Annotated in this window: 20 protein-coding genes; 7 read left to right on the top strand and 13 right to left on the bottom strand. The window is 44.7% G+C overall.

Annotated features, from left to right (window positions below; translation table 11 throughout):
* Positions 1 to 4: 4 nt before the first annotated feature.
* Together cysD and cobA are read right to left on the bottom strand one after the other, a co-directional pair.
* Positions 5 to 913 (bottom strand): sulfate adenylyltransferase subunit CysD, encoded by a 909-nt coding sequence (gene cysD, locus K5Q73_RS02225; protein ID WP_220758805.1) that lies wholly within the window; start codon positions 911 to 913, stop codon positions 5 to 7.
* A 30-nt stretch (positions 914 to 943) separates the two neighbouring features.
* On the bottom strand, positions 944 to 1759 hold the full coding sequence (gene cobA, locus K5Q73_RS02220) for a uroporphyrinogen-III C-methyltransferase (protein ID WP_220758806.1): 816 nt from the start codon (positions 1757 to 1759) through the stop codon (positions 944 to 946).
* A gap of 411 nt (positions 1760 to 2170) precedes the next feature.
* Here cobA and K5Q73_RS02215 point away from each other — a divergent pair, with 411 nt between their 5' ends.
* The 3 genes from K5Q73_RS02215 to K5Q73_RS02205 all read left to right on the top strand — a co-directional run bounded on the left by K5Q73_RS02215 (position 2171) and on the right by K5Q73_RS02205 (position 5792).
* Positions 2171 to 3136: a phospholipase A gene (locus K5Q73_RS02215; protein WP_220758807.1), complete on the top strand. Its 966-nt coding sequence runs from the start codon at positions 2171 to 2173 to the stop codon at positions 3134 to 3136.
* Positions 3137 to 3246: 110 nt separating this feature from the next.
* On the top strand, positions 3247 to 4827 hold the full coding sequence (locus tag K5Q73_RS02210; RefSeq protein WP_220758808.1) for a S41 family peptidase: 1581 nt from the start codon (positions 3247 to 3249) through the stop codon (positions 4825 to 4827).
* Between the two features lie 104 nt (positions 4828 to 4931).
* Positions 4932 to 5792: a PA4780 family RIO1-like protein kinase gene (locus tag K5Q73_RS02205; protein WP_220758809.1), complete on the top strand. Its 861-nt coding sequence runs from the start codon at positions 4932 to 4934 to the stop codon at positions 5790 to 5792.
* Positions 5793 to 5979: 187 nt separating this feature from the next.
* Here K5Q73_RS02205 and K5Q73_RS02200 read toward each other — a convergent pair whose 3' ends face one another.
* The 9 genes from K5Q73_RS02200 to K5Q73_RS02160 form a co-directional block, all read right to left on the bottom strand.
* Positions 5980 to 6291, bottom strand: coding sequence for a hypothetical protein (locus K5Q73_RS02200; RefSeq protein ID WP_220758810.1), 312 nt, complete (start codon positions 6289 to 6291; stop codon positions 5980 to 5982).
* A 428-nt stretch (positions 6292 to 6719) separates the two neighbouring features.
* Positions 6720 to 7115 carry a M23 family metallopeptidase gene (locus K5Q73_RS02195; RefSeq protein ID WP_259650677.1) on the bottom strand — a complete coding sequence of 132 codons (396 nt, stop codon included), beginning with the start codon at positions 7113 to 7115 and terminating at the stop codon, positions 6720 to 6722.
* A gap of 802 nt (positions 7116 to 7917) precedes the next feature.
* Positions 7918 to 8349 carry a nuclear transport factor 2 family protein gene (locus K5Q73_RS02190; protein ID WP_220766123.1) on the bottom strand — a complete coding sequence of 144 codons (432 nt, stop codon included), beginning with the start codon at positions 8347 to 8349 and terminating at the stop codon, positions 7918 to 7920.
* Between the two features lie 440 nt (positions 8350 to 8789).
* Positions 8790 to 9320: a redoxin domain-containing protein gene (locus K5Q73_RS02185; RefSeq protein ID WP_220758813.1), complete on the bottom strand. Its 531-nt coding sequence runs from the start codon at positions 9318 to 9320 to the stop codon at positions 8790 to 8792.
* A gap of 195 nt (positions 9321 to 9515) precedes the next feature.
* A complete protein-coding gene (locus K5Q73_RS02180) occupies positions 9516 to 9941 on the bottom strand; it encodes a DUF3010 family protein (RefSeq protein WP_220758814.1) in 426 nt (141 codons plus the stop codon).
* A gap of 114 nt (positions 9942 to 10055) precedes the next feature.
* On the bottom strand, positions 10056 to 11780 hold the full coding sequence (locus K5Q73_RS02175; RefSeq protein WP_220758815.1) for a hypothetical protein: 1725 nt from the start codon (positions 11778 to 11780) through the stop codon (positions 10056 to 10058).
* Between the two features lie 664 nt (positions 11781 to 12444).
* Positions 12445 to 13206 carry a phosphoadenylyl-sulfate reductase gene (locus K5Q73_RS02170; RefSeq protein ID WP_220758816.1) on the bottom strand — a complete coding sequence of 254 codons (762 nt, stop codon included), beginning with the start codon at positions 13204 to 13206 and terminating at the stop codon, positions 12445 to 12447.
* Positions 13199 to 14896: an assimilatory sulfite reductase (NADPH) hemoprotein subunit gene (cysI, locus tag K5Q73_RS02165; RefSeq protein WP_220758817.1), complete on the bottom strand. Its 1698-nt coding sequence runs from the start codon at positions 14894 to 14896 to the stop codon at positions 13199 to 13201. The genes K5Q73_RS02170 and cysI overlap by 8 nt, the downstream gene beginning before the upstream one ends.
* Before the next feature lie 90 nt (positions 14897 to 14986).
* Positions 14987 to 16783, bottom strand: coding sequence for an assimilatory sulfite reductase (NADPH) flavoprotein subunit (locus tag K5Q73_RS02160; protein ID WP_220758818.1), 1797 nt, complete (start codon positions 16781 to 16783; stop codon positions 14987 to 14989).
* A gap of 344 nt (positions 16784 to 17127) precedes the next feature.
* Between K5Q73_RS02160 and K5Q73_RS02155 the strand changes: the two genes are divergently transcribed.
* The 4 genes from K5Q73_RS02155 (at position 17128) to K5Q73_RS02140 (ending at position 21536) form a co-directional block, all read left to right on the top strand.
* Positions 17128 to 18312 carry a Re/Si-specific NAD(P)(+) transhydrogenase subunit alpha gene (locus tag K5Q73_RS02155; protein ID WP_259650665.1) on the top strand — a complete coding sequence of 395 codons (1185 nt, stop codon included), beginning with the start codon at positions 17128 to 17130 and terminating at the stop codon, positions 18310 to 18312.
* Positions 18312 to 18587 (top strand): NAD(P) transhydrogenase subunit alpha, encoded by a 276-nt coding sequence (locus K5Q73_RS02150; protein ID WP_012153916.1) that lies wholly within the window; start codon positions 18312 to 18314, stop codon positions 18585 to 18587. Before K5Q73_RS02155 ends, K5Q73_RS02150 begins: the two co-directional genes overlap by 1 nt.
* A gap of 6 nt (positions 18588 to 18593) precedes the next feature.
* Positions 18594 to 19976: an NAD(P)(+) transhydrogenase (Re/Si-specific) subunit beta gene (locus tag K5Q73_RS02145; protein ID WP_220758820.1), complete on the top strand. Its 1383-nt coding sequence runs from the start codon at positions 18594 to 18596 to the stop codon at positions 19974 to 19976.
* Positions 19977 to 20135: 159 nt separating this feature from the next.
* Complete coding sequence (locus tag K5Q73_RS02140) at positions 20136 to 21536, top strand: MipA/OmpV family protein (RefSeq protein ID WP_220758821.1); 1401 nt, start codon at positions 20136 to 20138, stop codon at positions 21534 to 21536.
* A gap of 86 nt (positions 21537 to 21622) precedes the next feature.
* Here K5Q73_RS02140 and K5Q73_RS02135 read toward each other — a convergent pair whose 3' ends face one another.
* A complete protein-coding gene (locus K5Q73_RS02135; protein WP_220758822.1) occupies positions 21623 to 22096 on the bottom strand; it encodes a TetR family transcriptional regulator in 474 nt (157 codons plus the stop codon).
* 157 nt (positions 22097 to 22253) lie between these two features.
* Positions 22254 to 23180 (bottom strand): hypothetical protein, encoded by a 927-nt coding sequence (locus tag K5Q73_RS02130; RefSeq protein WP_220758823.1) that lies wholly within the window; start codon positions 23178 to 23180, stop codon positions 22254 to 22256.
* Between the last annotated feature and the right edge of the window lie 16 nt (positions 23181 to 23196).

Genomic DNA, 23196 nt, shown 5'->3' with positions numbered 1-23196 from the left:
GATATTAGAAATATCCCTGACGCTTTTTAAGCTCCATAGAGGCACTTTGATCAGCATCGATAAGACGTCCTTGACGCTCGCTTGAACGGGTCAACAACATCTCTTCAATAATCTTTTCTAGTGTGTCAGCCTCTGAATGCATAGCACCCGTTAGCGGGTAGCAGCCTAAGGTTCTAAAACGCACTAATTCTTGCTTTGGTTGCTCACCTTCAGCCAATGGCATTCTGTCATCGTCTACCATAATCATCATGCCATCGCGCTCAACAACTGGGCGTTCTTGGGCAAAATACAGCGGCACTAACTTAATATCTTCTTGATAGATATATTGCCAAATATCAAGCTCAGTCCAGTTTGAAAGCGGGAATACACGAATACTTTCGCCTTTATTCACTGCACCGTTATAAGTACGCCATAGTTCTGGGCGTTGATTCTTTGGATCCCAAGTGTGGTGCTTATCGCGGAACGAATAGACTCGCTCTTTAGCGCGAGATTTTTCTTCATCGCGGCGTGCACCACCAAAAGCGGCGTCAAAGCCGTATTTATTCAGTGCTTGCTTTAATCCTTGGGTTTTCATTATGTCGGTGTGCTTTGCACTACCGTGCTCAAACGGGTTAATCCCTAGCTCTAAACCTTCTGGATTTTTGTGTACTAAGAGCTCAAAGCCAAACTCTTTTGCCTGCTCATCGCGAAACGCGATCATCTCTTTAAATTTCCAATCTGTATCGACGTGCAACAGTGGGAAAGGGATTTTTCCTGGGTAAAATGCTTTGCGAGCAAGATGAAGCATCACAGAAGAGTCCTTACCGATGGAATACATCATCACAGGATTATCAAATTCAGCCGCCACTTCGCGAATAATTTGAATGCTCTCAGCTTCCAGTTGTTGCAAATGGCTTAACTCTTTTGCGCCCATGCTAGTTCTCCGTGTTCTTCAATCAATTATTTATTTAAGTTGTGCGGCTAAGTCAGAATTATTCATCTGGTTTGCCTGTGGCGTAAACCAATTTAGACTATCGGCTAACTCAACCACCTCGCCTATTACCATCAAGGCAGGCATTACAAGCTCTGGATGGCTGGCTAGCTCATCAATATTATCTAGGCTACCAATAAACACCCGCTGCTCACTCGTGGTTGCTTTCGACACGATAGCTACTGGCGTTGCGGCTTTTCTGCCTGCGCCAAGCAAACCTTGCTTGATTAGCCCTGCGTTTAAAATTCCCATATAGATCACTAAGGTATTGTTAGGGTTGGCGTAACTCTGCCAATCCATAGGGCGGCTTTCTAGCTTGCAATGGCCGGTAATAAAACTCACGCCTTGTGCATAATCCCTATGGGTTAGCGGGATCCCCGCATATGCTGCCGTGCCACTGGCTGCGGTAATACCTGGAACCACCTCGAAATCAACACCCGCATCGACTATGGTTTCTAACTCCTCACCGCCGCGACCAAAAATAAACGGGTCGCCACCTTTTAAGCGCACCACATTTTTGCGTGTGTAAGCCTTAGTCACCAGTAGCTGGTTAATCTCGCTTTGCGCTGCGCTGTGAAGGCCAGCTCGTTTACCAACAGCGATTTTCTCAGCATGTTTGGGGATGAGTGCAAGGATGTCTTCACTGACGAGTGCATCATAAAGTACCGCATCAGCATTTTGCAGCACGCGATAGGCTTTTACCGTCAGCAGATCCACATCACCAGGACCGGCTCCCACTAGCCATACTTTTCCTCCAGCGGCTTGACCCGGTAAAGTTACAATCTCCATCCTGCTACCTCACTGTGATTTCTTGTATTGAAATATAGCCGCCTCCTTATTCCATAATAAATAGATATTTATTAGTTGTTATAACTTTTTGTTATTTAAGAGTAGCTCGGCTAGAGGTGAAAACTGATATAGCTCATGTAACACACTGTATATAAACGGTTAAATCCACGCCTAAAATTAATGTGTTTTCAAACCTGGATACGAGAGTGACTTTTAGCACTAACTTATTGCATTTAGATCTAATGTGGTCGGCGTTTTAATTAAGAAACATGAGCTTAGTTCAAGTTAATTCACAGCAAAACAGATAGAGGGTCGGTTACTGATTTGCTGAATAACTGTTAATAGCTAAGCCAGATAGGTAGAATCTTCCACATAACAAGACAAAACTGCTTAAAAAATTCAGGGAATGTGATGAACAAATTAGCTGCGCTACTGTTAGCCATTGGCTTGTGCTGTTCTTTTAGCCTTTATGCTCAAAGTGAGACCCAAACGAACAAGGGTGAAGAAAGCGAAACTAAAGCAAGTGATTCCGATATTGAAGTGAAACCCACAAAAGAGGTGTCTCTTGTTGATAAACGGATCATGGAAGAGAGTGCCACAGACGATCTGCCTTATGTCATCACGCCCCATAAGGTTAACTATATTCTACCCGTCACCTACAGCAAGTCGCCCAATATGGCGCCTTTTGAAGACGACGCTGAAGAGCACCCTTTTACCTTAGATAACATGGAAGCCAAGTTTCAGATAAGCTTTAAGTTTCCGCTTTGGCATAACGTTTTTGGTGATAACGGTCACCTGTTTGCAGCCTACACCAACCAATCTTATTGGCAGGTTTACAATAAGGAGATCTCTTCCCCTTTCAGGGAAACCAATCATGAACCCGAGATTTTCATGCTATTTACCAACGACTGGCAGCTTGGGCCACTTAAGAACTCATTTTGGGGATTAGGTGCCGTGCACCAATCTAACGGCCAATCAGGTTCAAAATCCCGTAGCTGGAATCGACTGTACGGCATGATGGTGTTTGATAACGGCCCCTTTGCCCTTGAAGCTAAAGCCTGGTGGCGCATTCCTGAGGATGAAAAGGAAACTCCAAGCTCACCACAAGGTGATGACAACCCAGATATCACCGACTATATGGGTAACCTTGAACTCACAGGCGTGTACGGTATTGACGATCACAGGTTCACCCTAATGGTACGTAACTATATTCAAAAACCAAATTATGGTGCGCTTGAGTTCACCTGGAGCTACCCTATTTTGGGTAACTTAAGGCTTTATACTCAATATTTTAATGGCTACGGTGAAAGTTTAATCGACTACAATGTACATAACCAACGCATAGGTATTGGGGTTTCGATTAACGACATCTTATAGTCGACAGCTTTTAATCGACAAGCTTTTAATCGAATAGATTAGCTCAATATCAAAAGCGTCTTTAGCAGGCTCAAAGTAAACACTTTAAGCCTGCCTTAACAAGGATGGTGATGACTTTGAGCTATAAAAGCATATTCGGCGCTTTTACCCTATTTATCTGCATGAGTGCTGCCCTGCTCAGCTACCTGTCCTTCTTTCCCAATCGAGTCAAAACTAATCTCAACCACTGGCAATACCAGCAAGATCTGCACACGTTTGTCGAAGCGACCCGGCAACACTCAGCTTTTGCCGCCATTGACCCCCAGCGCCTAATCAATATTACCGCAAGCGTAAACAGACTACTGCAAGGGTCCCGCGGCTTTCATCCATCAGAGCAGTTACAACAGCAACTACAGCAACTATTGGGTCAGCTCGATGATCCCAGTGCTCTTGCCCTGTCCCATAATTACACTGAGCTCGAAAGACTTCCTATCGAGCCAATATTTGATGGTCAATATTGGCAAGCCGTCACCCAACAAGACAGGCTAATGGAGCCTGATTACCCCTACCTTTCACACATAGATGGCATCCCTATTAGCCGCTGGGTACAGGCAAGTCAGCACTATTTACCAGCCCCGCTAAAACAATCTCGCGTTGCGCAGGCTAGCTGGCTTATGCGAATAGGCCAGCTTAGAGCTGATATAGGTCTTAAGGCCAGTAATAAGTCTGTATTGACCCTCACAGATGGTGAAACCAGTGTGCAGCGGCCGCTGACCTTAGTACTGCACAGCAAGCTTCAAGCGAGAGAAGCCGTGAAGCAAGATGAGCTAAGCGTTAGCCAAGATAAGCCCAAGCTAAGCCAAAGTCAGATTGTTCGGTTAGCCTCACAGGTCGATGCAAATACCTTGTTAATGCTTAACCAACAACTTAGCTCACAACAAGTAAACGACCATAACGGCTCAGCGGATCTGCCACTCATTATCGACATACGTGCGGTTAAGCAGCCGCAAAAGCAGCTAACAGACTGGCTAAATACGCACTTTAGTCATGCTCTGGTGGAAATTGATGCCGATAGCGATAGCCGTAGTAATGGTAGTGACGGCAGTGCTGATAGCAATCAAGCTAACACTAACGATAACCCCCCTAAGCAAGAAACTCTGGCAGTGCTGCAATACAAACGTTTTGCCACTGCCAGAGCCGACCGTATCGCAAGCCAATACATTCCCATGGAACAGTTAAGCTTTTTTGAACAAATCGAACTTAACCGTCGCGGCTTTGATAACGCTTTAAATCAAAACTCCCCCTTCAGTGATTACCTTATCCGTAAACGCCCCAAACTCGCACAAGCACCACAGACAAGCAGTCAACTACAGGCTTTTCTGCGGATAGATGCTAGCTGCGAGCAAGAGTGTGAATGGATAGCGCTGGCATCAAAGCATTGGCCTAGAGTCGCCCTAATCGGCGAAACAAGCCGTGGCAGCCTTAGCCCGCTTCATCAGTTCACCTTGCCAAACAGTGGTATTCAAATTCAATTTAGCTCAGGGCTAGTCTACAATTCTGATGGTCAGTTAATCTCAGGTGTCGGGATCTCCCCCGCTATACAGCTAGAGCCGCAGGCCTTCAGAAACGATAATATTGGCGAACTTATTAGTGAAAAATCATTAGCTAAAACGTCCACAGCCAATATGACCTCTTTAGCCACGATACCTTGAGCGAACAGGGTTTGAGCCCGTCAACAAGACAGATTTGAATATCTTTTTCCATGATTCTAAATGAATTAATTCCATCAATCGGCTAACTAAGGTATAAGAGCCCAATGAAAACCCCAAAACGACTCCAACCTCTGGTTGATGAAGGACTGATTGACGAAGTAATTCGTCCGTTAATGAGCGGCAAAGAAGCCGATGTCTACATTGTTAGATGTGGCGACGATGTTCGCTGCGCCAAAATTTATAAAGAAGCCGATAAGCGTAGCTTTAAGAAGGCCGTGGAATATAGAGAAGGCCGTAAGGGTCGTAACTCTCGCCGCACCCGCGCCATGGAGAAAGGCTCCAACTACGGTCGTCAAGAACAAGAGCAGGCTTGGCAGAATGCCGAAGTTGATGCGCTGTTTCGCCTAGCTAATGCTGGCGTGCGCGTACCAACGCCTTACGGTTGTTTCGACGGCGTGTTATTGATGGAATTGATCACCGATGAAGCCGGTTACGTTGCGCCACGACTAAACGATGTGAGCCTGACAGCCGAAATGGCCATAGCTCACCATGCTTTGGTGATGAAAGATGTACAGCGTATGCTCTGTGCAGGCCTAATTCACGGCGATTTGTCTGAGTTTAACGTATTGCTTGATCATACTGGCCCTGTGATTATTGATCTGCCCCAAGCCGTTGATGCTGCAGCAAACAATAACGCTAAACGTATGCTACTGCGTGACGTGAATAATATGACCCAGTATTACGGTCAATTTGCGCCAGAACTGCTTGGCAGCAAATACGCTCAAGAGATGTGGCTCAAATTTGAGTCTGGTGATTTATCGCCTGACGCAGAGCTCACTGGTCAATTTGTTGAAACTGAACACAGTGCAGACATTGAATCGGTATTAGCTGAGATCCAAGCTGCATTTGAAGAAGAGCAAGATCGTAAAGCGCGCATTCAAGCTGAAACAGAAGATGAGTTTTAATAGCAATCTAGTTATCTGATACCAATCACTGATTTTGATTTAAAGAAGCCCTGCAATGTCATCATTGCAGGGCTTTTTACTACCTTGGTGTTGTTCGTAAAGCGAAGTGCTTCGTGGTGAGATTCGAGCTTTAAAAGAGTGATGTCTTTGCTAAATTTTTCTAATTTTTTTAATTTTTTTAATTTTTTTAAGTTAACAATTGCACACCCAAGCCTATAGAACTAATGACTATGCCGCCCAAGGTTAAATACACTTGTGTTTCGGCATTGACGAGTATAGGTGATTGAATTTCTGTGAAAGCTGATTTGAAAGGCATAAAGAACAACTTAGGGATTAAACCCGCACTAAATAAAGTTATTGCTACGCCTGTAGAAATCGCCAAATTACTTATGCTGCTTTGACTATTGAAAAAGTCGTACCAACCAGCCCCTAGAAACCAAAAACTCGCCACCCAACAGCAAGTGACAGCTAATTTATCCTTAAATTGTAAATTACCCACTTAACTCTCCTTGTTATAACTAGGTCATTTGAAAAGAATCACTATACAATTTAGCGTAATCAAAGTTATGGCAATCAAATGATATGACTTATCGAACCGTTTGAAACTGTTTAAAGCTGGATCATCCTGTTGCGATAAAAAGCCTCTTTTGAGCGACTCCTCAAGGTTTCCCCATATCACCACAGACTTTCTCATTTTCATTTTATTGGTACAAAGTTTACTCCATTCAGCTGGATAAACTTTCTCTACATGAGCCTTTACTTGATTAAACTTTAATACTCGAATGATGATTAGTGCTGAAATCAGGAGTATTGGTAAAAGCTGTAAATAAGACATCAACGGCAATCCTTTGGCGCATACTAATTTAATAAACCTATTATTGAAGCTCCACCTTCATTGATGATATGTGTCAAGCTAGCTTTAGGCATTTACTTTTTTATTAAGCCGCGGTTTTTTAATTCTAGTGTTTGTTGATCAAACTGGATCTGCATTGGTATAGAGCCTTTCCATGCAGCGATATGTATATGTGGATTTCTTGCCCAGCCATTATTCCCGACTTTTGCTACGATATCTCCAGCTTTAACTTTATCTCCAACCTGCACTTTAACGTCTTTAACGTCTTTAACATGAGCATATGATATTTTTGTGCCATCTGGTTTTTCAAATGTAATTGAGCTTGCTCTTCCTGGAGTTTGAATACCTGGTTGATTAGTAATAGGGTTGATGTACACTTTTTCTACAGTGCAGTCACAAGGTGCCAAAACCTGCTTATTATATCCAAACCAATCTTCATTCTTATGACCTTTGCCTGTAAATGACTGAATAAAATATCGCTCATCTTCTCCCGTGAATTCTTGGATAATACAGTCTGTACCTCGAGCATCCCTAACCTGACCACTGAACTGTCCTTCCCAATGCTCTACACAAGCAAATATTTCGTAATGAGGTGCATGTATTTTGACTAAGCTTTCTGCATGTACAATTAGCGAGGTAAAAAAGTGATTAAGAGTAGTAAAATTTTCAAATGAGCTCCTGAACGCCTAACATTTATATAGTGTGCATATGCGTATATTTGGCAAAATCCGCATTTAACAGACCTATTATTTTGGGTGCGGATTAGAGAAATTGTTGATTAATAAGAACCCTAGCAAAGTCATGCTAGATGAACGAGTACAATCGATTGAACCTGAGTATTGCTATTGTTCTCAGGCATAGAGCTGCCAGTTACTGTCACTTATTGATGACGAAAAGTAGCTATCCCCTCGTAACAACTCTACCCTGCTGTTCGCCTGTAACTCACTTTAGGGCATTTCCTAGTTAGACATCATGCAACGCCAACCAAACTGAGTACACCAATTACCACGTGTAGATACGGCCGTGACCGTCCATGACATGGACGTCATGGCCGAGCCTCCAGGGAAGGACTTGCTGCGTGTCACGGCAGTGTCTGCACATGCCCCGCTGGAGGCGATTGATAGCGACGAAACTGCAAGTTCAGACCGGCTATCCCGTAGCAAGGATGCAAAATTAAATGTAACCAGCCTTCATTCCAAGGCTAACCAACTTTGGGGAAAAAGCTATTCACCACAGAGGACACGAAGATCACGGAGAAGAGCAACTGTACTATCACCTGACAAACCACAAGTTATGAATTTTATTATTTTGATTTACTTCATAAATTGCGATTACATCGAAATCATCACCATAATCCAGGCCTGTAATCGTTTCATGCAAAATAACAAAGCTACCTTTGACCCCCTTTATTTCGACTTCTGCATGTAAGTCTGGATTAGTAGTAAAGACATGGGAGAAAGAAGTCCTCATTTTCTCAATTCCTGAAGTACTTAATTGATCTGGAAAATTATAAATCTTAATGTCTGGAGCAAAAGTGCTGAGGAATGAGTTAATATCACCAGTGTTGTATGCATCTATTTGAGCCATAACTAACTCTTCTGGCGTTGGGTTGTCTAACTTGATGTCGTCAAAAGTTTTCTTTTCGAAAGCGAAAGCGAGCGGCGCCCCTAAAAATATGCACACAACAAAATATATAATCCTCACATGACTCTCCTTGTCACTTATCATTCACTTATCATTCACTTATATTAATATTATTAGTTGGATAGCCTTAGTCTCGTAAAGCCTCTGAATAAATATTTACAAGTTAACGACCTTTTAAAGCCAGTTCAGCATCATACTTCTCGCTCTCAGCACAAAGCTTCGCTTTACTCACCGTGCTCAAGCAGTGTCTGCACATACGTCGTTCCTTCACATCTGACCCATAGGGATATGGGAAATGTCATTATGATGTAGGGAACATCATTGACCATGTGATCACGACATTCGGACATCCTGTCCAGCACCCGCTGCAGGCGATTAATAGCGACTCAGCTACAAGCTCAAACGGGCTATCCCATAGCAAGGATACAAACAAAAATGTAACCAGCCTTCATTCAAAGGCTGATTACATTGACCTGATTTACTCTTGTGCTATAAGAACCTTACTCTGCTTTATCAATATTCAACTCAGCAAGTGTGGCTGCAATATCTTCGGCTGCCGTTTTGTTATTGATATCTTCATCAATCTTTAAAATCTTGCCATCTTGGCCGATGTAAAAAGTGACACGGCTAGCAACGCGAACAAAGTTCAGCACATCGTATGCCTTAGCGGTCTCTTTACTTGGATCGCTCAACATTGGAAAATCTGCTTTTTGCTCACGAGCAAAGGCTTGGTTATCTTCTAAATCATCGACACTGGCCATCATATAAACAGCATTGAACTCACGAATAAGATGACCCTTCTCCACTAATGACTTACATTCTAAGGTGCAGCCATGAGTATTTGCCATCGGATACCAGGCAAGCACTAATGTTTGCTTACCTAGGTAATCACTTAGCTGATAAAAGTGGCCATCGGTTGCCTGTAACTTAAAGTCTGGCGCCATATCACCGACTTTTAAATCGGTAGCGAACGCGCCCAAAGGCAGAAGTAGTAATGCGATAAATCCCAGTCTTGAAAGCTGCTTAATCATTGTCTTCACCTAATAAATAATCTTATAAATAGTCTTATTACCTGCTCAAATTAAACAGGTATTCCCTGTGTATTGTTTTTTAGCTTGTTACAAACTAACTTAATACTTTCAAGCTAATAGTTTTAACTTAATGTATTGCTATACGCCATATTCCTGCTGAGGATCAATTCTTTGGCTAATCCACTGTAAAACAAGTTATTCAGCAAGACACTCAAAAGCTAGATCATAAGCTTTACCTAAATCGACGGTTTTAGGTTTAACTTGTTTGAGTTCACTGCAACGTTTATCAGTGGCTCGCATTGTCGCTGGATGAACAAACTCAACCTCAACTTCTACACTGGCTAATATCGCCCCTTCCATTAAAAAAGTACCGGCACCACCCGCACCTTGCCCCGTTGTGGCGCGGCGATTCAGTACTAGTTTCGCGATATTATGCTCGCTGATGTAAGCCTGTAGCTGGGTAACAAATTCTCGTGTTTCTGTTTGGCTAGGGTTTTTAACCAGGCTGAACTTATTTACCTTAGGTGCGATAACTTGGTGCTCTGTTCTACTTCCTTTCAAGGTGACCAACCTAACTTCATTCGCTTTTAAAAAAATACCACTCACGCACTGCTCAGTCATCTTAGCTCCAAATTATTGCCTATCATTCTGTTGATAAAATAAAAACACCAGCCATAAATGGCTGGCGTTTCATACACTGCTATTCTAACTCAGCAGCCTAATACCAGATATGGCTTATTCGCTTGAGCGAGAGTTCATATTCGAGTCGACTTCGAAACCTTTCTGGTCGATATCAACACTCAACTTAATGCGCATATCATAGTCTTTCATCATTTCTAACTCTTCAGGAACGGGCTCCCCCGTCAACTCAATAAAGGTCAGAAGTGGTTTAAACATCTTCATATAATCGGCTGACATCACCATCAAGCCATTATTAACCAGCTGCTCGCTAGCTAAACTATTAGCAATCGCCTCACCTTTAGCTCCCGCAAACAAGACTAAATTATTGCCCTTTATCGCCATTTTTGCCGAGATATCCATCTCAGGCGGCATAGGGAACAAACTGCTAAGCTCTATCGCATCGCCATTGGCTGGCAACTGAACGCTGGCCAATTCAGGCGCTAATGACTTAGCCAAATTAAATAACATAGCTGGGTTTTCGGCTGATAAAGTCACAACCGCATCAACACTGTCTAGCTGTGGGTTATCTAAATCATCACTAATTTTATAGTCAATCAGCGAGACTCCAACACCTTTAACGCCATTAGCCATACCAGTGAACATGCCTAACATGCCAGGGCTCTGCTGACTCATTTGCGCCTGCATCTCAGCTAAAGGTCCACATTGATACTCTGGCGTTAGCATGTCGTCCCAAATTGCCGTTAACGATGGCACCATCTGGTTAATGTCGATACCGACACCTAAGGTAAACACACTATTATCATGGTCTTGAACATAAGCAGGAATGTAACCACGCAGCTTTTGATAGGCATCTAGTAACACTAGGTTATTACTCTCAACCACAGTTCTAAAGCCAAAGGTACTTTCTTTATCGGTAATCTCTAACTGATCGTATCCGCCTACGGTGCGCGGCCAATTACTCGCAATTGACGCTAATTCTTGCTGGCATGCAGGGGTTTTAAGCTCGGCAAAAGGGTCTTCGTTGCTCATTTCAAATAGTTTAGAAAGTTGCCCCGCAAGTTGATTGCCATCGGTACTGGTTAACGCTGTCACAATTTCCTGGTGATTAATGTAGCTAATCCCTTCATTGAGGAAACCATGCTTGTTAATAATGTCTTCAATAATATGCGCATCGACAATCGAATTATCGACAGGCGTTAAGCCTAATGCCGTTTCAAGTAAAACCGCATCACTAAAGGAAGTACTTAAGGTTGTTGTTAGCAAGCCATCATGCACAGCCACAACTAGATTTATCTGCTCTTCCTCAGACTCATCAGTAAGTCTGTAGCTGCGATAATCAACACCTTTTAAGTTAGCTTTAGTATGAGTAAAACCGCTGTCTGCTTCTGCTTTATCGAGTAATGCCCAGATAGCGTCGGGCTGTTCAACTTCAATTCGCAGCACAGGCATTGCGCCTAAGGTATAGAAGTAACTGCGAACTTCTTCAGCTAAACCAAAAGTTTTAATAAAGGTGCTGCCATCTTTCATCGACGCCATATATGACTTGGCAAGACTGACGAGAAACTTGGCTCTCACATCATTTTCTTGCTCAAACTCACCCATAGCATCCGTCGGAAATTGGCGATATGTTTCTGATAGAGAGTTGATATAAGATTTTATCGGGAAAGGCTGCAACTGGGCAGAAAACACTGGGGTGTCTGCTGGTACATAACTTAGTACCGAATTATCACTGGTTGATACCTGATCTGCTTGTTGGCTATACCAATAACCACCAGCACCAGCAGCGACAACCACTGCGGCAATAAGCATCTTATTCATTCAAAGCTCCATTTGATGTTTCAATTATTCCGATTTGTAACCTATTAGGTTAACAGCCTCATACTACATCATTGTTTATGCTTTGTACCAATCACGGAAAATAATCATCAGGGGAGTCGAGCGCATATTAGGAAGCGAATAAGCTGCGATAAAAAAAGAGAAGTAAACATCAAGCAGAGTTTGAAATTTGGCCCTAAAAACTTAAAACCCCAGATAACCCAGCTAAGCTGGATTATCTGGGGGACAACTCGCTTGATTAAGCTAGCGCTAGCAAGCCAATCAAAGCACTCACTTTTCTGCCCCTTGGCGGTAAAAAATGAGCTTGGTTTATCTGGTTACTGACGGCTCTGCCTGCAATATTTAGCTGATCGATGCTGTGCAACTAATCAGTGGAAGACTAAATTTTGCGTAACCTAAAGTTGGTCAATACAGAACAGTTCCCCAAAACCATCTACGGGAACCTAAAACTATAGACTAAAAAAATACCTGTGCATAACCCTGTGAGCAGTTTTGTACAAAAATAAACTAAAATTAATACTAAAGGATTAAAAACCTTTAATAACACAAACTTACATAACCAAGAATTGCATGCAATATTACAGATTTTGCGCCTTTAAGTGGCACGTTTGTACAACTTAAAGGCCCACCAGTGACATCACCAAAGTTAGATGTCGTAATGCAGACCGCATTCACGTTTTAATCCATTAAAACGGGTTTCCTCTTCACTCATCCCTAGTTCAAGAGGTTTACTCGAATGAGTATCACCTACAGAGACATACCCTTGCTCCCATAAAGGGTGATACGGCAACTCAAATTCAGTTAAATACTCATGCACCTGTTTATTATCCCAATCGATAATCGGCAAGATCTTATAACGCTGGCCATGAATAGCTAAAATAGGCAGCGCCTCACGGGTGCTCGATTGCGAACGTCTCAGCCCTGCAAACCAAGTACCCACTTCTTGCTCGGCTAAGGCTCGCTGCATTGGCTCAACTTTATTGATCTGGTTATATTTATCCAAACCATCTAAGTCTTGCTCCCACAACTTACCAAAGCGCGCTTCTTGCCAGGCGGCACTAAAAGGCGATGAAAACACCTTCAAGTTAAGCTTTAACCTTTCGGTCAACTCATCGATAAACTGATAAGTCTCGCTAAACAGATAACCCGTATCGGTCAAGAGCACTGGAATATTGGCTTTTTCGCTGCTCACTAGATGCAACATTACCGCAGCCTGAATACCAAAACTCGATGACAGTGCATGGTTTCCTGGCAGATATTCTAGCGCCCAACGCACACGCTCAACAGGACTAAGCTCGGTTAGGAAGGCATTCACCCTTACCAGTTCCGCTTGCTGCTCGACCTTAGGGGCGCTCAATAAAGCCTTGAGCGCGTCGGCCGAAATCACTGAATCGACAGTATTAGCCATGAAAATCCTTAGCCGCATCGAGTACAGCGGCTACAACGCCGCTGCGTACGGTATAGTTACCAAAAGTTTCGCCCGCTTGACGCTCAGTAACGTATTGCGCGAATAGGCTATCGAGTTCTGCTAGGATCTCTGCTTCTTGAATATTCTCACGATAGAGTTTATTCAAACGAGTTCCTTCAAAACTGGCACCTAGATAAAGGTTATAGCGCCCAGGCGCTTTACCCACTAGACCGATTTCAGCCGCAAAAGGTCTAGCACAGCCGTTAGGGCAGCCCGTCATGCGAATGACAATACCTTGGTCGAGGAAACCGTGCTTTTCTTGCAAGGCCTCAACCTTAGTCAAAAAGTCTGGGAAGTAACGCTCAGCTTCAGCCATGGCTAAGGCGCAAGTTGGTAGCGCCACACATGCAATAGAGTGACCACGGGTTTCAGTGATAAGTTTTCCAAGTAATCCGTGTTGCCTTGCTAGCCCTTCAACCAATTCTTTGTCAGCACTTGGCACACCAGCAATAATAATATTCTGGTTCGAGGTCATACGAAAATCGCCTTTATGCACCTTGGCAATCTCACGCAAACCCGTCTGCAATGGCTGACCGGGTAAGTCTTTTACGCGACCCCCCTCGATGAATAGCGTTAAGTGCCAGTTATCATCAACACCCTGCTTCCAGCCATAACGATCGCCGCGATCGCCAATCACTACATCACGCTTAGGCTCGAACTTAATGCCGGTACGTGCTTCGATTTCAGCTTTAAAGGTTTCAAAACCATGTTTTACTATGGTGTACTTTAAGCGAGACAGCTTACGGTTTTCTCGGTTACCCCAGTCGCGCTGAATCGTCATTACAGCTTCGGCAAACTTCAATGTATCCTCGGCCTTTATGTAACCAAAGTCATCAGCCAAGCGCGGGAAGGTAGACACCTCACCATGGGTAGAACCCATGCCACCGCCAGCCACCATATTAAAGCCCACTAGCTCATCGCCTTCGGCAACGGCCACAAAGCCTAGATCGTTAGTGTACACATCCACATCATTATCTGGCGGTACGGCAACGGCCATCTTAAATTTACGTGGCAGGTAGGTCTTACCGTAAACCGGCTCCACCTCTTCGCCTTCTGTGGTCACCAGCTTCTCATCGTCTAACCAGATCTCGGCGTATGCCTTAGTATGCGGCAACATGTTGTCTGACAACTGCTTGGCATAAGCATAAGCTTGTTGATGCAGCTTAGACTCGACAGGATTAGGATTACACATCACGTTGCGGTTAACGTCACCACATGCTGCAATCGAGTCCAGTGCTTCTCGGTCCAAGTCCTGAATGATGGTCTTCAAATTACGCTTGGGAATACCGTGGTACTGAAATGTCTGACGTGTAGTAAGACGGATACTGTTCGAGCTAGTAAGGTTAGATGCAATTTTATCAACCGCTAACCATTGCTCAGGAGAACAAACACCACCAGCCACACGAGCACGCAACATAAAGCTATATAAAGGCTCTAGCTTTTGCTCTTTACGCTCGTTACGTAAATCTCGGTCATCTTGCTGATAGAAGCCGTGAAACTTAATCAGCTGCTGATCGCCTTCGCTAAATGCACCTGTAACTGCCGTATCCAGACCTTCCTGAATAGTGCCGCGCAGGTAATCACTGTCGGTTTTCAAATATTCGTTTACTGCTAACTTCTGCTCACTCATAGCTAAGTACTCTCTTAAAATTCTTTTCTGCTCTCGCGCTAGTTCACCCTAGCGTCGCTCATCATTGCTTTACTCGTTTCAAGCTCAGTCTTAGTAGACGTCTTTTTGATAGCGCTTAGCCGCTCTTAACTCTTCTAGGTACTCACCAGCTTGCTCTTGAGTTTTATTGCCGTATTTAACGACCACATCTAGCAGCGCTTGGTGAACATCTTTCGCCATACGCTCGGCGTCACCACAGATATAAAAGTGTGCGCCAGACTCTAACCACTGCCACAGCGCTTCACCTTGCTCGGCGATCTTGTGCTGTACATAGACTTTATGTTGTTGATCGCGTGAGAATGCCAAGTCGATACGTGATAGCTCGCCGCTTTGCAGATATTGCTGCCACTCAGTTTGATAGAGGAAATCTTGCTCAAAGTGAGGATTACCGAAAAATAACCACGCCTTACCTTCAACGCCCTGTGCTGCGCGTTCTTGCATAAAGGCTCTAAATGGCGCCACACCGGTACCAGGGCCAACCATAATCACTGGTGTGTCTGGGTTTTCAGGTAAACGGAAGTGATTGTTAGGCTCAACATACACCTGCACTGCTTGACCCTCTTCGGCGGCAGCTAAGAACTGAGATGCCCCACCAAAGCGAGTGACACCGCCGCGCTCATCTTCAACAAGCGCCACGGTCAAGTGCACCTCAGATTCAACTTCGGCCTGACTCGATGCAATTGAATAGAGTCTTGGAGTAATACCGCGCAATAAAGCAGTAAACTGCTCTGCTGTCACTTTAGCCGGATACTGGCGAACTAAGTCAGCCACTTGATGGCTATTGACAAACTCACGGGTTAACGCTTTGTCGGCGCTGATGGCCAATAGCTCGGCATTCTGGCTCAATTCGGCCCAACCAGTGACTAAGCCAGGGTGAAGCTGAGTCAGCTCTTTGTTATTGGTTAGCGCTTCACGCAGGCTCAGGCTATCACTGCCAATAGCAACAGACTCATCACCATCAAGCGCTAAGGCTTCGAGTAGCTCAGTAACCAGCTCTTGTGAGTTAGTAAACCACACGCCGAGTGCGTCACCCGCTTGGTAGTTTATCCCTGACTCGCCAAGTTCAATTTCAACATGGCGAACGTCTCTATCTGAGTCACGACCCGTTAATTTTTGGCTCACAAGTAATTCAGCAGTGTATGGCTTTTGCTTAGTGAAACTAGAAGCCGATGCCTGAGTGCTAGCAATAGATACCACACTGGCTCCAGTGCTCTGTACTAATGGCTTCACCGCCTCTAACACATCTGCTTTCCACTGCTCGGCTTGAGCCTCATAGTCGACATCACATTCAACAATAGGAGCAATCGCTTTGGCTCCTAATGCGCTTAAGCGAGCGTCGAAGTCTTTACCGGTTTGACAGAAAAACTCATAGCTTGAATCACCCAGAGCCAATACTGAGTAGTTAAGATTATCCAGTTTAGGAGCGCGCTTAGAGCTTAAGAATTTATGCAGTTCAATGGCATCATCTGGTGCCTCACCTTCGCCATGGGTGCTAACAACCAATAGCAACAGACTCTCTTGCTTAAGCTGTCGTGTCTTGTAATCGCCCATAGAGGTAAGATTCACAGCGTAACCTTGTGCCTGCGCCTTCTCGGCAAGCTCGGTAGCAATGCCGCGACCATTACCGGTCTGGCTACCATAAAGAATAGTGATAGTTTGCTCAGCTCCAGATTGCGAGCCTCCTTCTACCTGAGGCAAACCTGCTACGCCTTGCTCAGATGTTGCAGCAAGATAGCCGCTAACCCAAGCAAGTTGCACGGCATTCAGCTCTGCAGTGAGCTGCTTTAACTTGTCCACTTGGCCACTTGATAGCGGCGAAGCGAGTGATGAAAGCTCTTTTAACAACATAGAAACGGCCCTGTATCTGTTTAATGTTGGCCAGCTTAGCCCCTCCTTAAATAATAAAAAAAGAATAAAAGATAATTTTTAATTCGATTTAGGAATATACAAAGTTCAAAAATTAAGCTACAAAAGTAAGTAGTAACTCAAAGAATGCTTATTTGATAGGCTTTGCCAGTGCAAACTTCTATTCAAAAGTGTGCTTTAGCGCAAACTTTTCAGTCTGACCAGTCTGGAAATTACTATATTGAAAAATATACGCTTGTGTCTAAATCTAGAGTCGCCACAATATGCACCCTAACCAATAAATGACATCAATCCCTACGATTGTCCCAATAGAGAGGTTTACCTTTGTGAAGCTAGGTCTACCCAAAGAGAGTTATGCTAGTGAAAGTCGCGTAGCGATTATTCCAGCCAATGTGACTCGACTACTTAAAATTAACCTACAAGTTCTTGTTGAAAGTGGCGCTGGTATTAATGCTGGCTTTACCGATGAAGATTATGTTCAAGCTGGCGCAACTATCGTGTCTCGAGAACAGATCTTTAGCGATGCTGACATCATCACCCTAGTGAATGCCAAAGATGAGCAACTTAACGAAATAAAGTCAAAGCTTAAACCACAGCAGATCGTGATCGGCATGATGGACCCATTGGCGCATCCTGAATATGCCCAAACATTTGCCGAGACCGGTGCAACGGCGATTGCCCTTGAGCTTGTACCTAGGATCACCCGTGCTCAGAGCATGGATATCCTGTCTTCTATGGCGACTATCGCGGGCTATAAAGCCGTTTTACTTGCAGCCCATAAGGCACCACGTTTATTCCCTATGATGATGACAGCAGCGGGAACATTAAAACCTGCACGCGCCTTTATCATGGGCGTGGGTGTGGCTGGACTTCAAGCTTGTGCTACCGCTAAGCGTTTAGGCGCAGTGGTCGAGGCCTACGATATTCGCCCTGCGGCGCGTGAGCAGATCATCTCAGTAGGTGCCAAGCCAGTTGAGCTTGACCTAGAAGCAGAGAACACCGAAACCAAAGGTGGTTACGCTGCCGAGCAATCAGATGACTTCCTTAAGCGTCAGCAACAGGCTATGGCTAACGTGCTGGCTCAACAAGATATCGTGATCACTACAGCTGCGATTCCTGGTCGCAAAGCGCCGATCCTTATCACTAAGGAAATGGTTGATGGCATGAAGAACGGCACTATTATTGTCGATCTTGCTGCAGAAACCGGTGGTAACTGTGAATTGACCGAGCTAGATAAAGAGGTGGTTTACAAAGGTGTGACCATACTCGGCCCATCAAACGTACCGGGCACGGCGGCAAACCACGCCAGCCAAATGTACGGCACTAACATCGAAAACTTGCTTAAGTTACTCGTCAGCAAAGAGGGTGAACTTAATCTCGATTTTGAAGATGAGATCATAAGAGACACGGTTGTTGCCCATAAAGGTGAGGTCGTGAGTACACGTCTACGCGAGCTTTTAAGCTTGCCAGCGCTTGAAGTGACAAGCGAAACGTCACCGGAGGCAAAATAATGGAAATTTTACTGTTACTGACCCTATTCGTGGTCGCGGTGTTCTTAGGTGTCGAGATGATCACCAAAGTACCACCAACGCTGCATACCCCATTGATGTCAGGTTCAAATGCGATTTCAGGGATCTCGCTTGTTGGCGCGCTGTTGTCAGCAGGTTCTGGCGCAGGTATTTGGGTCAACGTATTAGGCTTTATTGCCGTAGTACTTGCCACCATTAACGTTGTCGGTGGTTACATGGTAACTAACCGCATGCTAGCTATGTTTAAAAGGAAATAAGCCACTATGAGTACGACGATTATTTACCTCGCCTATCTTGTAGCGGCAAGCCTATTTATTTTAGGTATTAAAGGGCTAACTAAGCCAAGAACAGCTGTACGTGGCAACCAGCTTTCCGCACTAGGTATGTTCATCGCTGTGGTCGTGACCTTATTTGACCAAAGCATTCTTAGCTATGAGTGGATTATTGCTGGTGTGCTACTTGGTGGCGCCATCGGTGCCATCATGGCAACTAAGATCCAAGTCACCTCTATGCCACAAATGGTCGCTATGCTAAACGGCTTCGGTGGTGGTGCTTCGCTATTTATCGCATTGGCAAACTTTATCGACCCACAATCGGCAACTCATACCGTGGCATTGGTTTCGATTACCGCCACTGTGATTATTGGTGCCGTGACGCTATCAGGTTCATTCATTGCATTTGCTAAACTGCAGGAGCTTATCTCGGGTAACCCAATTAAAGTACCGGGTAACAAGGTGCTTAATGCACTACTGCTTATCGCAGCGATTGGCCTTGCGATTGCTATCGTGATGGATCCTAGCAACATCAACCTAATCTATGCCTTGGTAGCAGTATCCTTGGTACTTGGTTTGCTACTTGTGGTGCCAATTGGCGGCGCAGATATGCCTGTTGTGATTGCCCTGCTTAACTCGTACTCGGGTATTGCAGCAGCGACTACCGGTTTCATCACAGGTAACACTGTATTGATTGTATCGGGCTCACTCGTTGGTGCATCGGGTATTATCCTGACGCAAATCATGTGTAAAGCGATGAACCGTTCACTGTTTAACGTACTATTTGGCGTAATGGCTGAAGGCGGCGAAACAATTGATGCTGACGAAGTGTACGCGGGTAAAGTGACCTCATCTTCACCTGAAGAAGTGGCCATGTTACTAGAAACAGCCGAGCGCGTAGTGATTGTTCCAGGTTATGGTTTGGCTATGGCGCAGGCGCAACACGCAGTGCGTGAGCTAGCCTCAGTGATGGAAGCACGTGGTACACAGGTACTTTATGCGATTCACCCGGTTGCGGGTCGTATGCCTGGCCACATGAACGTATTGCTAGCCGAAGCAGAAGTGCCTTACGAGCAGTTAATTGAGATGGATGAGATCAACCCGCAGTTTGAGCAAACTGACGTGGCGATTGTGATTGGTGCCAATGACGTGACCAACCCTATGGCTCGTGAAGACAAAGGCAGCCCAATCTACGGCATGCCAATTCTTAACGTCGATAAGGCAAGAACCGTGGTTGTAGTTAAGCGTTCATTGAGCCCTGGCTTTGCCGGTTTACCTAACCCGCTATTCGCTATGGATAACTCATTAATGTTATTTGGCGATGGTAAAAAGGCCATTGTTGAGCTAACACAGAGTTTAAAAGAAGCTGATTAAAGCTAACTGTTAAACGCTCCAAACTGAAAGGCCGCTATTGCGGCCTTTTCTATTTGGTCATCTTTTAAGTTCTATTTAACCAAGCCTTGTTAAAATTATGTAATTCATGGTTAAAAACCAGTATTCTGTTGTCAGTCCCCGCGCTAAAAGAAAAACAATATGACCCTAAAAATGCTTTCGACACTGTCTCTTAGTCTTGTCTTATTCGCTCCTTATTCAGCTCTGCAAGCAGCAAACAACAGTGAAGCAGATACGAAAATGCCGCCACCTACTGTGCAGTTAGATGAAGATCCCAGCCAAGATCAGCAACAAGAAACAAGCATACAGTGGAGTGATAACTGGGGCATAGGTATAGGCATGCGCCGTGGCGATATTCCCTATGCCACAGAGGAAGATGATGTCTATGACACCTTACCTTTAATCTATTTTAAAAATGACTATTTCTACATTAATGGCATGGAAGCGGCGGGCCATATCTGGAAAAATGACAATCATCAAATCAACCTTTACACCCGCTTTCGTTTTGTCGATATTCCCAAGGAATTACAAAACGAATCTCAGTCTCAAGCCTTTGACTTTGGTCTGCAATACCGCTTCGTTAAAGACGAGTGGGATTTTGATTTAGCATTTTTATCTGACTCAAACAAACGTAGTTATGGTTACAGCCGCACTCAATATAATTGGGAATATGGCGACTGGAAAGTCAAACCGTATGCTGAGTTTCAATGGAAGAGCGCTGACTTTAATGACTATTACTATGGCTTAGATAGGTATGACGTTGGTGGCGGCATTGGCTTTAATGCGGGCGTCAAGGCGCGCTACCATGTGTTCAGTAACTTATATCTACTAGGGCAGTTCGGTGTGGGGCGACTTGAGGATGATGTCTACGACTTACCCACCATCAACAACCGCTTCCAATATGAATCTTTCCTTGGTTTTGGCTTCTTTCCCGAGCCTAATAGCAAGAAGTACTCGGCGCAGCCTGTACCGACAAAGCGTAAAGAAGGCAGTGAATTTATTCGTATCGCTCACGGCTGGGCAACACCGTCAAACCTCAATGCCATCTTGAAATGGCAGACTAAGACTGACCCTTACAATAACCAGATGACCTCGGCGTTTTATGGTACTCAGCTAACCGATAACCTATTTAACTTCCCTATCGATCTGTACCTAACCCCAGGTCTAGTTTGGCATCATAGTTCAGAGGTGCAGGACAATCTTGCTGAAGCTGTGATTGCAGTGAAGGCGTTTTACACCTTCGAGCTTGGGCCTCGCTTTAGACTGGGTGTCGCAGAAGGTCTGTCTTATGTTAGCAACGTGACTCATATTGAGGGCAGCGAGTTAGATCAAAAAGACTATAAGCCCTCTAAGTTACTTAACTACTTAGACTTCTCACTCGACGTCAACGTAGGCGATGTTTTTAACTCGGCTAAGCTCGACAACATGTGGTTTGGTTACAGTATTCACCATAGATCGGGGATCTTCGAGTCAAGTTCCGCCTTCGGCCGTATTAGCGGCGGCAGTAACTATCAGACGGTTTATCTGCAGTGGCACTTCTAATCAGCTATTCGCGGCACTAATGACTAACATTATCGCCGCGTTAGCAGCGACAGTAAAAAGCCTGTTATTCACAATAACAGGCTTTTTTAATGACTTTCGCCAGGCTGGTTACACAGGACTAATGCGCTCTGCCCCACTAAAGCATTGACTAATAAACGCCCCTGCTCACCAAGCTCACTCAGCGCCTTTTCACTCGCTAAGCTAATGGCTTTATAGCGATTAAGATTCACCTGCTGCGAACCACAGATGGAGAAATAAAGCCGAATAATCGCGATAAAATACGGCAGTTTTAAGGAAGCCTTCCAGGAGTTTTGCAGTGACTGTATACAACTAAAATCGAGGCGGTCGATAAACAGATGGCCAATGCGGCTGTCTAGCTGTTTAAGAAAATCGACTTTATGGGGAAAGTGATGGCTGATCCCAGTGCGGCTAATACCCGTAGCTTGAGAGAGTGTCGAATAAGACATAGCATCGTAACCAATGTCTAAGATCTGCTTCATCGCCTCATCGAGGATCTGCTGCACCGTCTGCTCGGTTTGGATTTTAGAACGCTTGGCCATAACATTACTTCACTGGAATCGACATGGGATTACTCTAGCAAAAGCACTTCATTAATTCCTAAATCAATGCATTCTATTCAGCTTTCATTCAGCTCTAGTTTCACTCTTAGCCAACTCTGGTAAAACCCAGTACAAAGTAACGAATATCAACGCCCAATTAATAATGCCTCCAAGCTTCCTCACCAATCAATTGCTGCGAGCTCAGCCAATCTTGAGCTGCGTCTTGGCCCATCACCTCGACTAAAGTCGGCTTAAGGTAGCTCCCCAATGCGGGCTTACGCCAATACATATAGCCAGGTAGGGGCTGCATTGTACCTGCGCCGAAAGTGCGTTGAATAAGGCTAGAAAACTCATTCAGTGTATCGCTATCATACAGGCGCAACTTTGAGGATATATCCAACCAGAACTCATCAAAGCTGGCAAACTGAGTTAACTGCTCAACAGAGTAAAGCTCAAATGCCTGAGCTAAAACCGGCACTGACCAATGAGACATAAACTCACTGTCAGCCATCACTGCCAAGTTGCGTCTATGGTACTGCTGCCAAGCTAAATCTAAGCTCTGAGTCTGCTTGGCTATGCGCCAGTGGAGATATAAATCAGCCAGCCACTCGTGTTGATATTCGCTATCGATAGTCTGCCCTTGGCGGCTTAACGCATCGATAGCATACAGATGGCCGAGTTCATGCCAGTAGGTTAAGCGTGCTTGCTTATCAAGCGGCAAAGAGAAGTGACCAACGCCCCAGTTAATAGTTTGGCTTTTAGGCAGTTGAGTAAAGTCGGTGATCACAAGCCCGGCGATGCGAGCATGATGAAGCGGCAATACCATGGCGCCGCGTTGACCTAACAGATGATGTAGTTCATCAAGCTTTATCGGCAGTTGGCTTCGAGCCGATTGAGGGAGATTTGCAATACAAGATGTGAGTTGCTGTAGCTCGCAAACAAGGGCTTTTTTGGGGCCGATATCGGTCCATAAAAAGCCACTTTTTATGTCTGATGCAGTCATGTCTAATTCAGCCATGGCTGCCACTGCCATATGTGTAGCAAAAATAGCAATAGCGGCAGTCGAGGCGAGCGAGCTAATCATTGTGGTTGACAGTCAA

It is taken from the genome of Shewanella sp. MBTL60-112-B2, from assembly GCF_019655055.1.
Classification (GTDB): domain Bacteria; phylum Pseudomonadota; class Gammaproteobacteria; order Enterobacterales; family Shewanellaceae; genus Shewanella.
The sequence above is the reverse complement of the archived record's forward strand: the minus strand, read 5'-3'. Positions and strand labels throughout refer to the sequence as shown.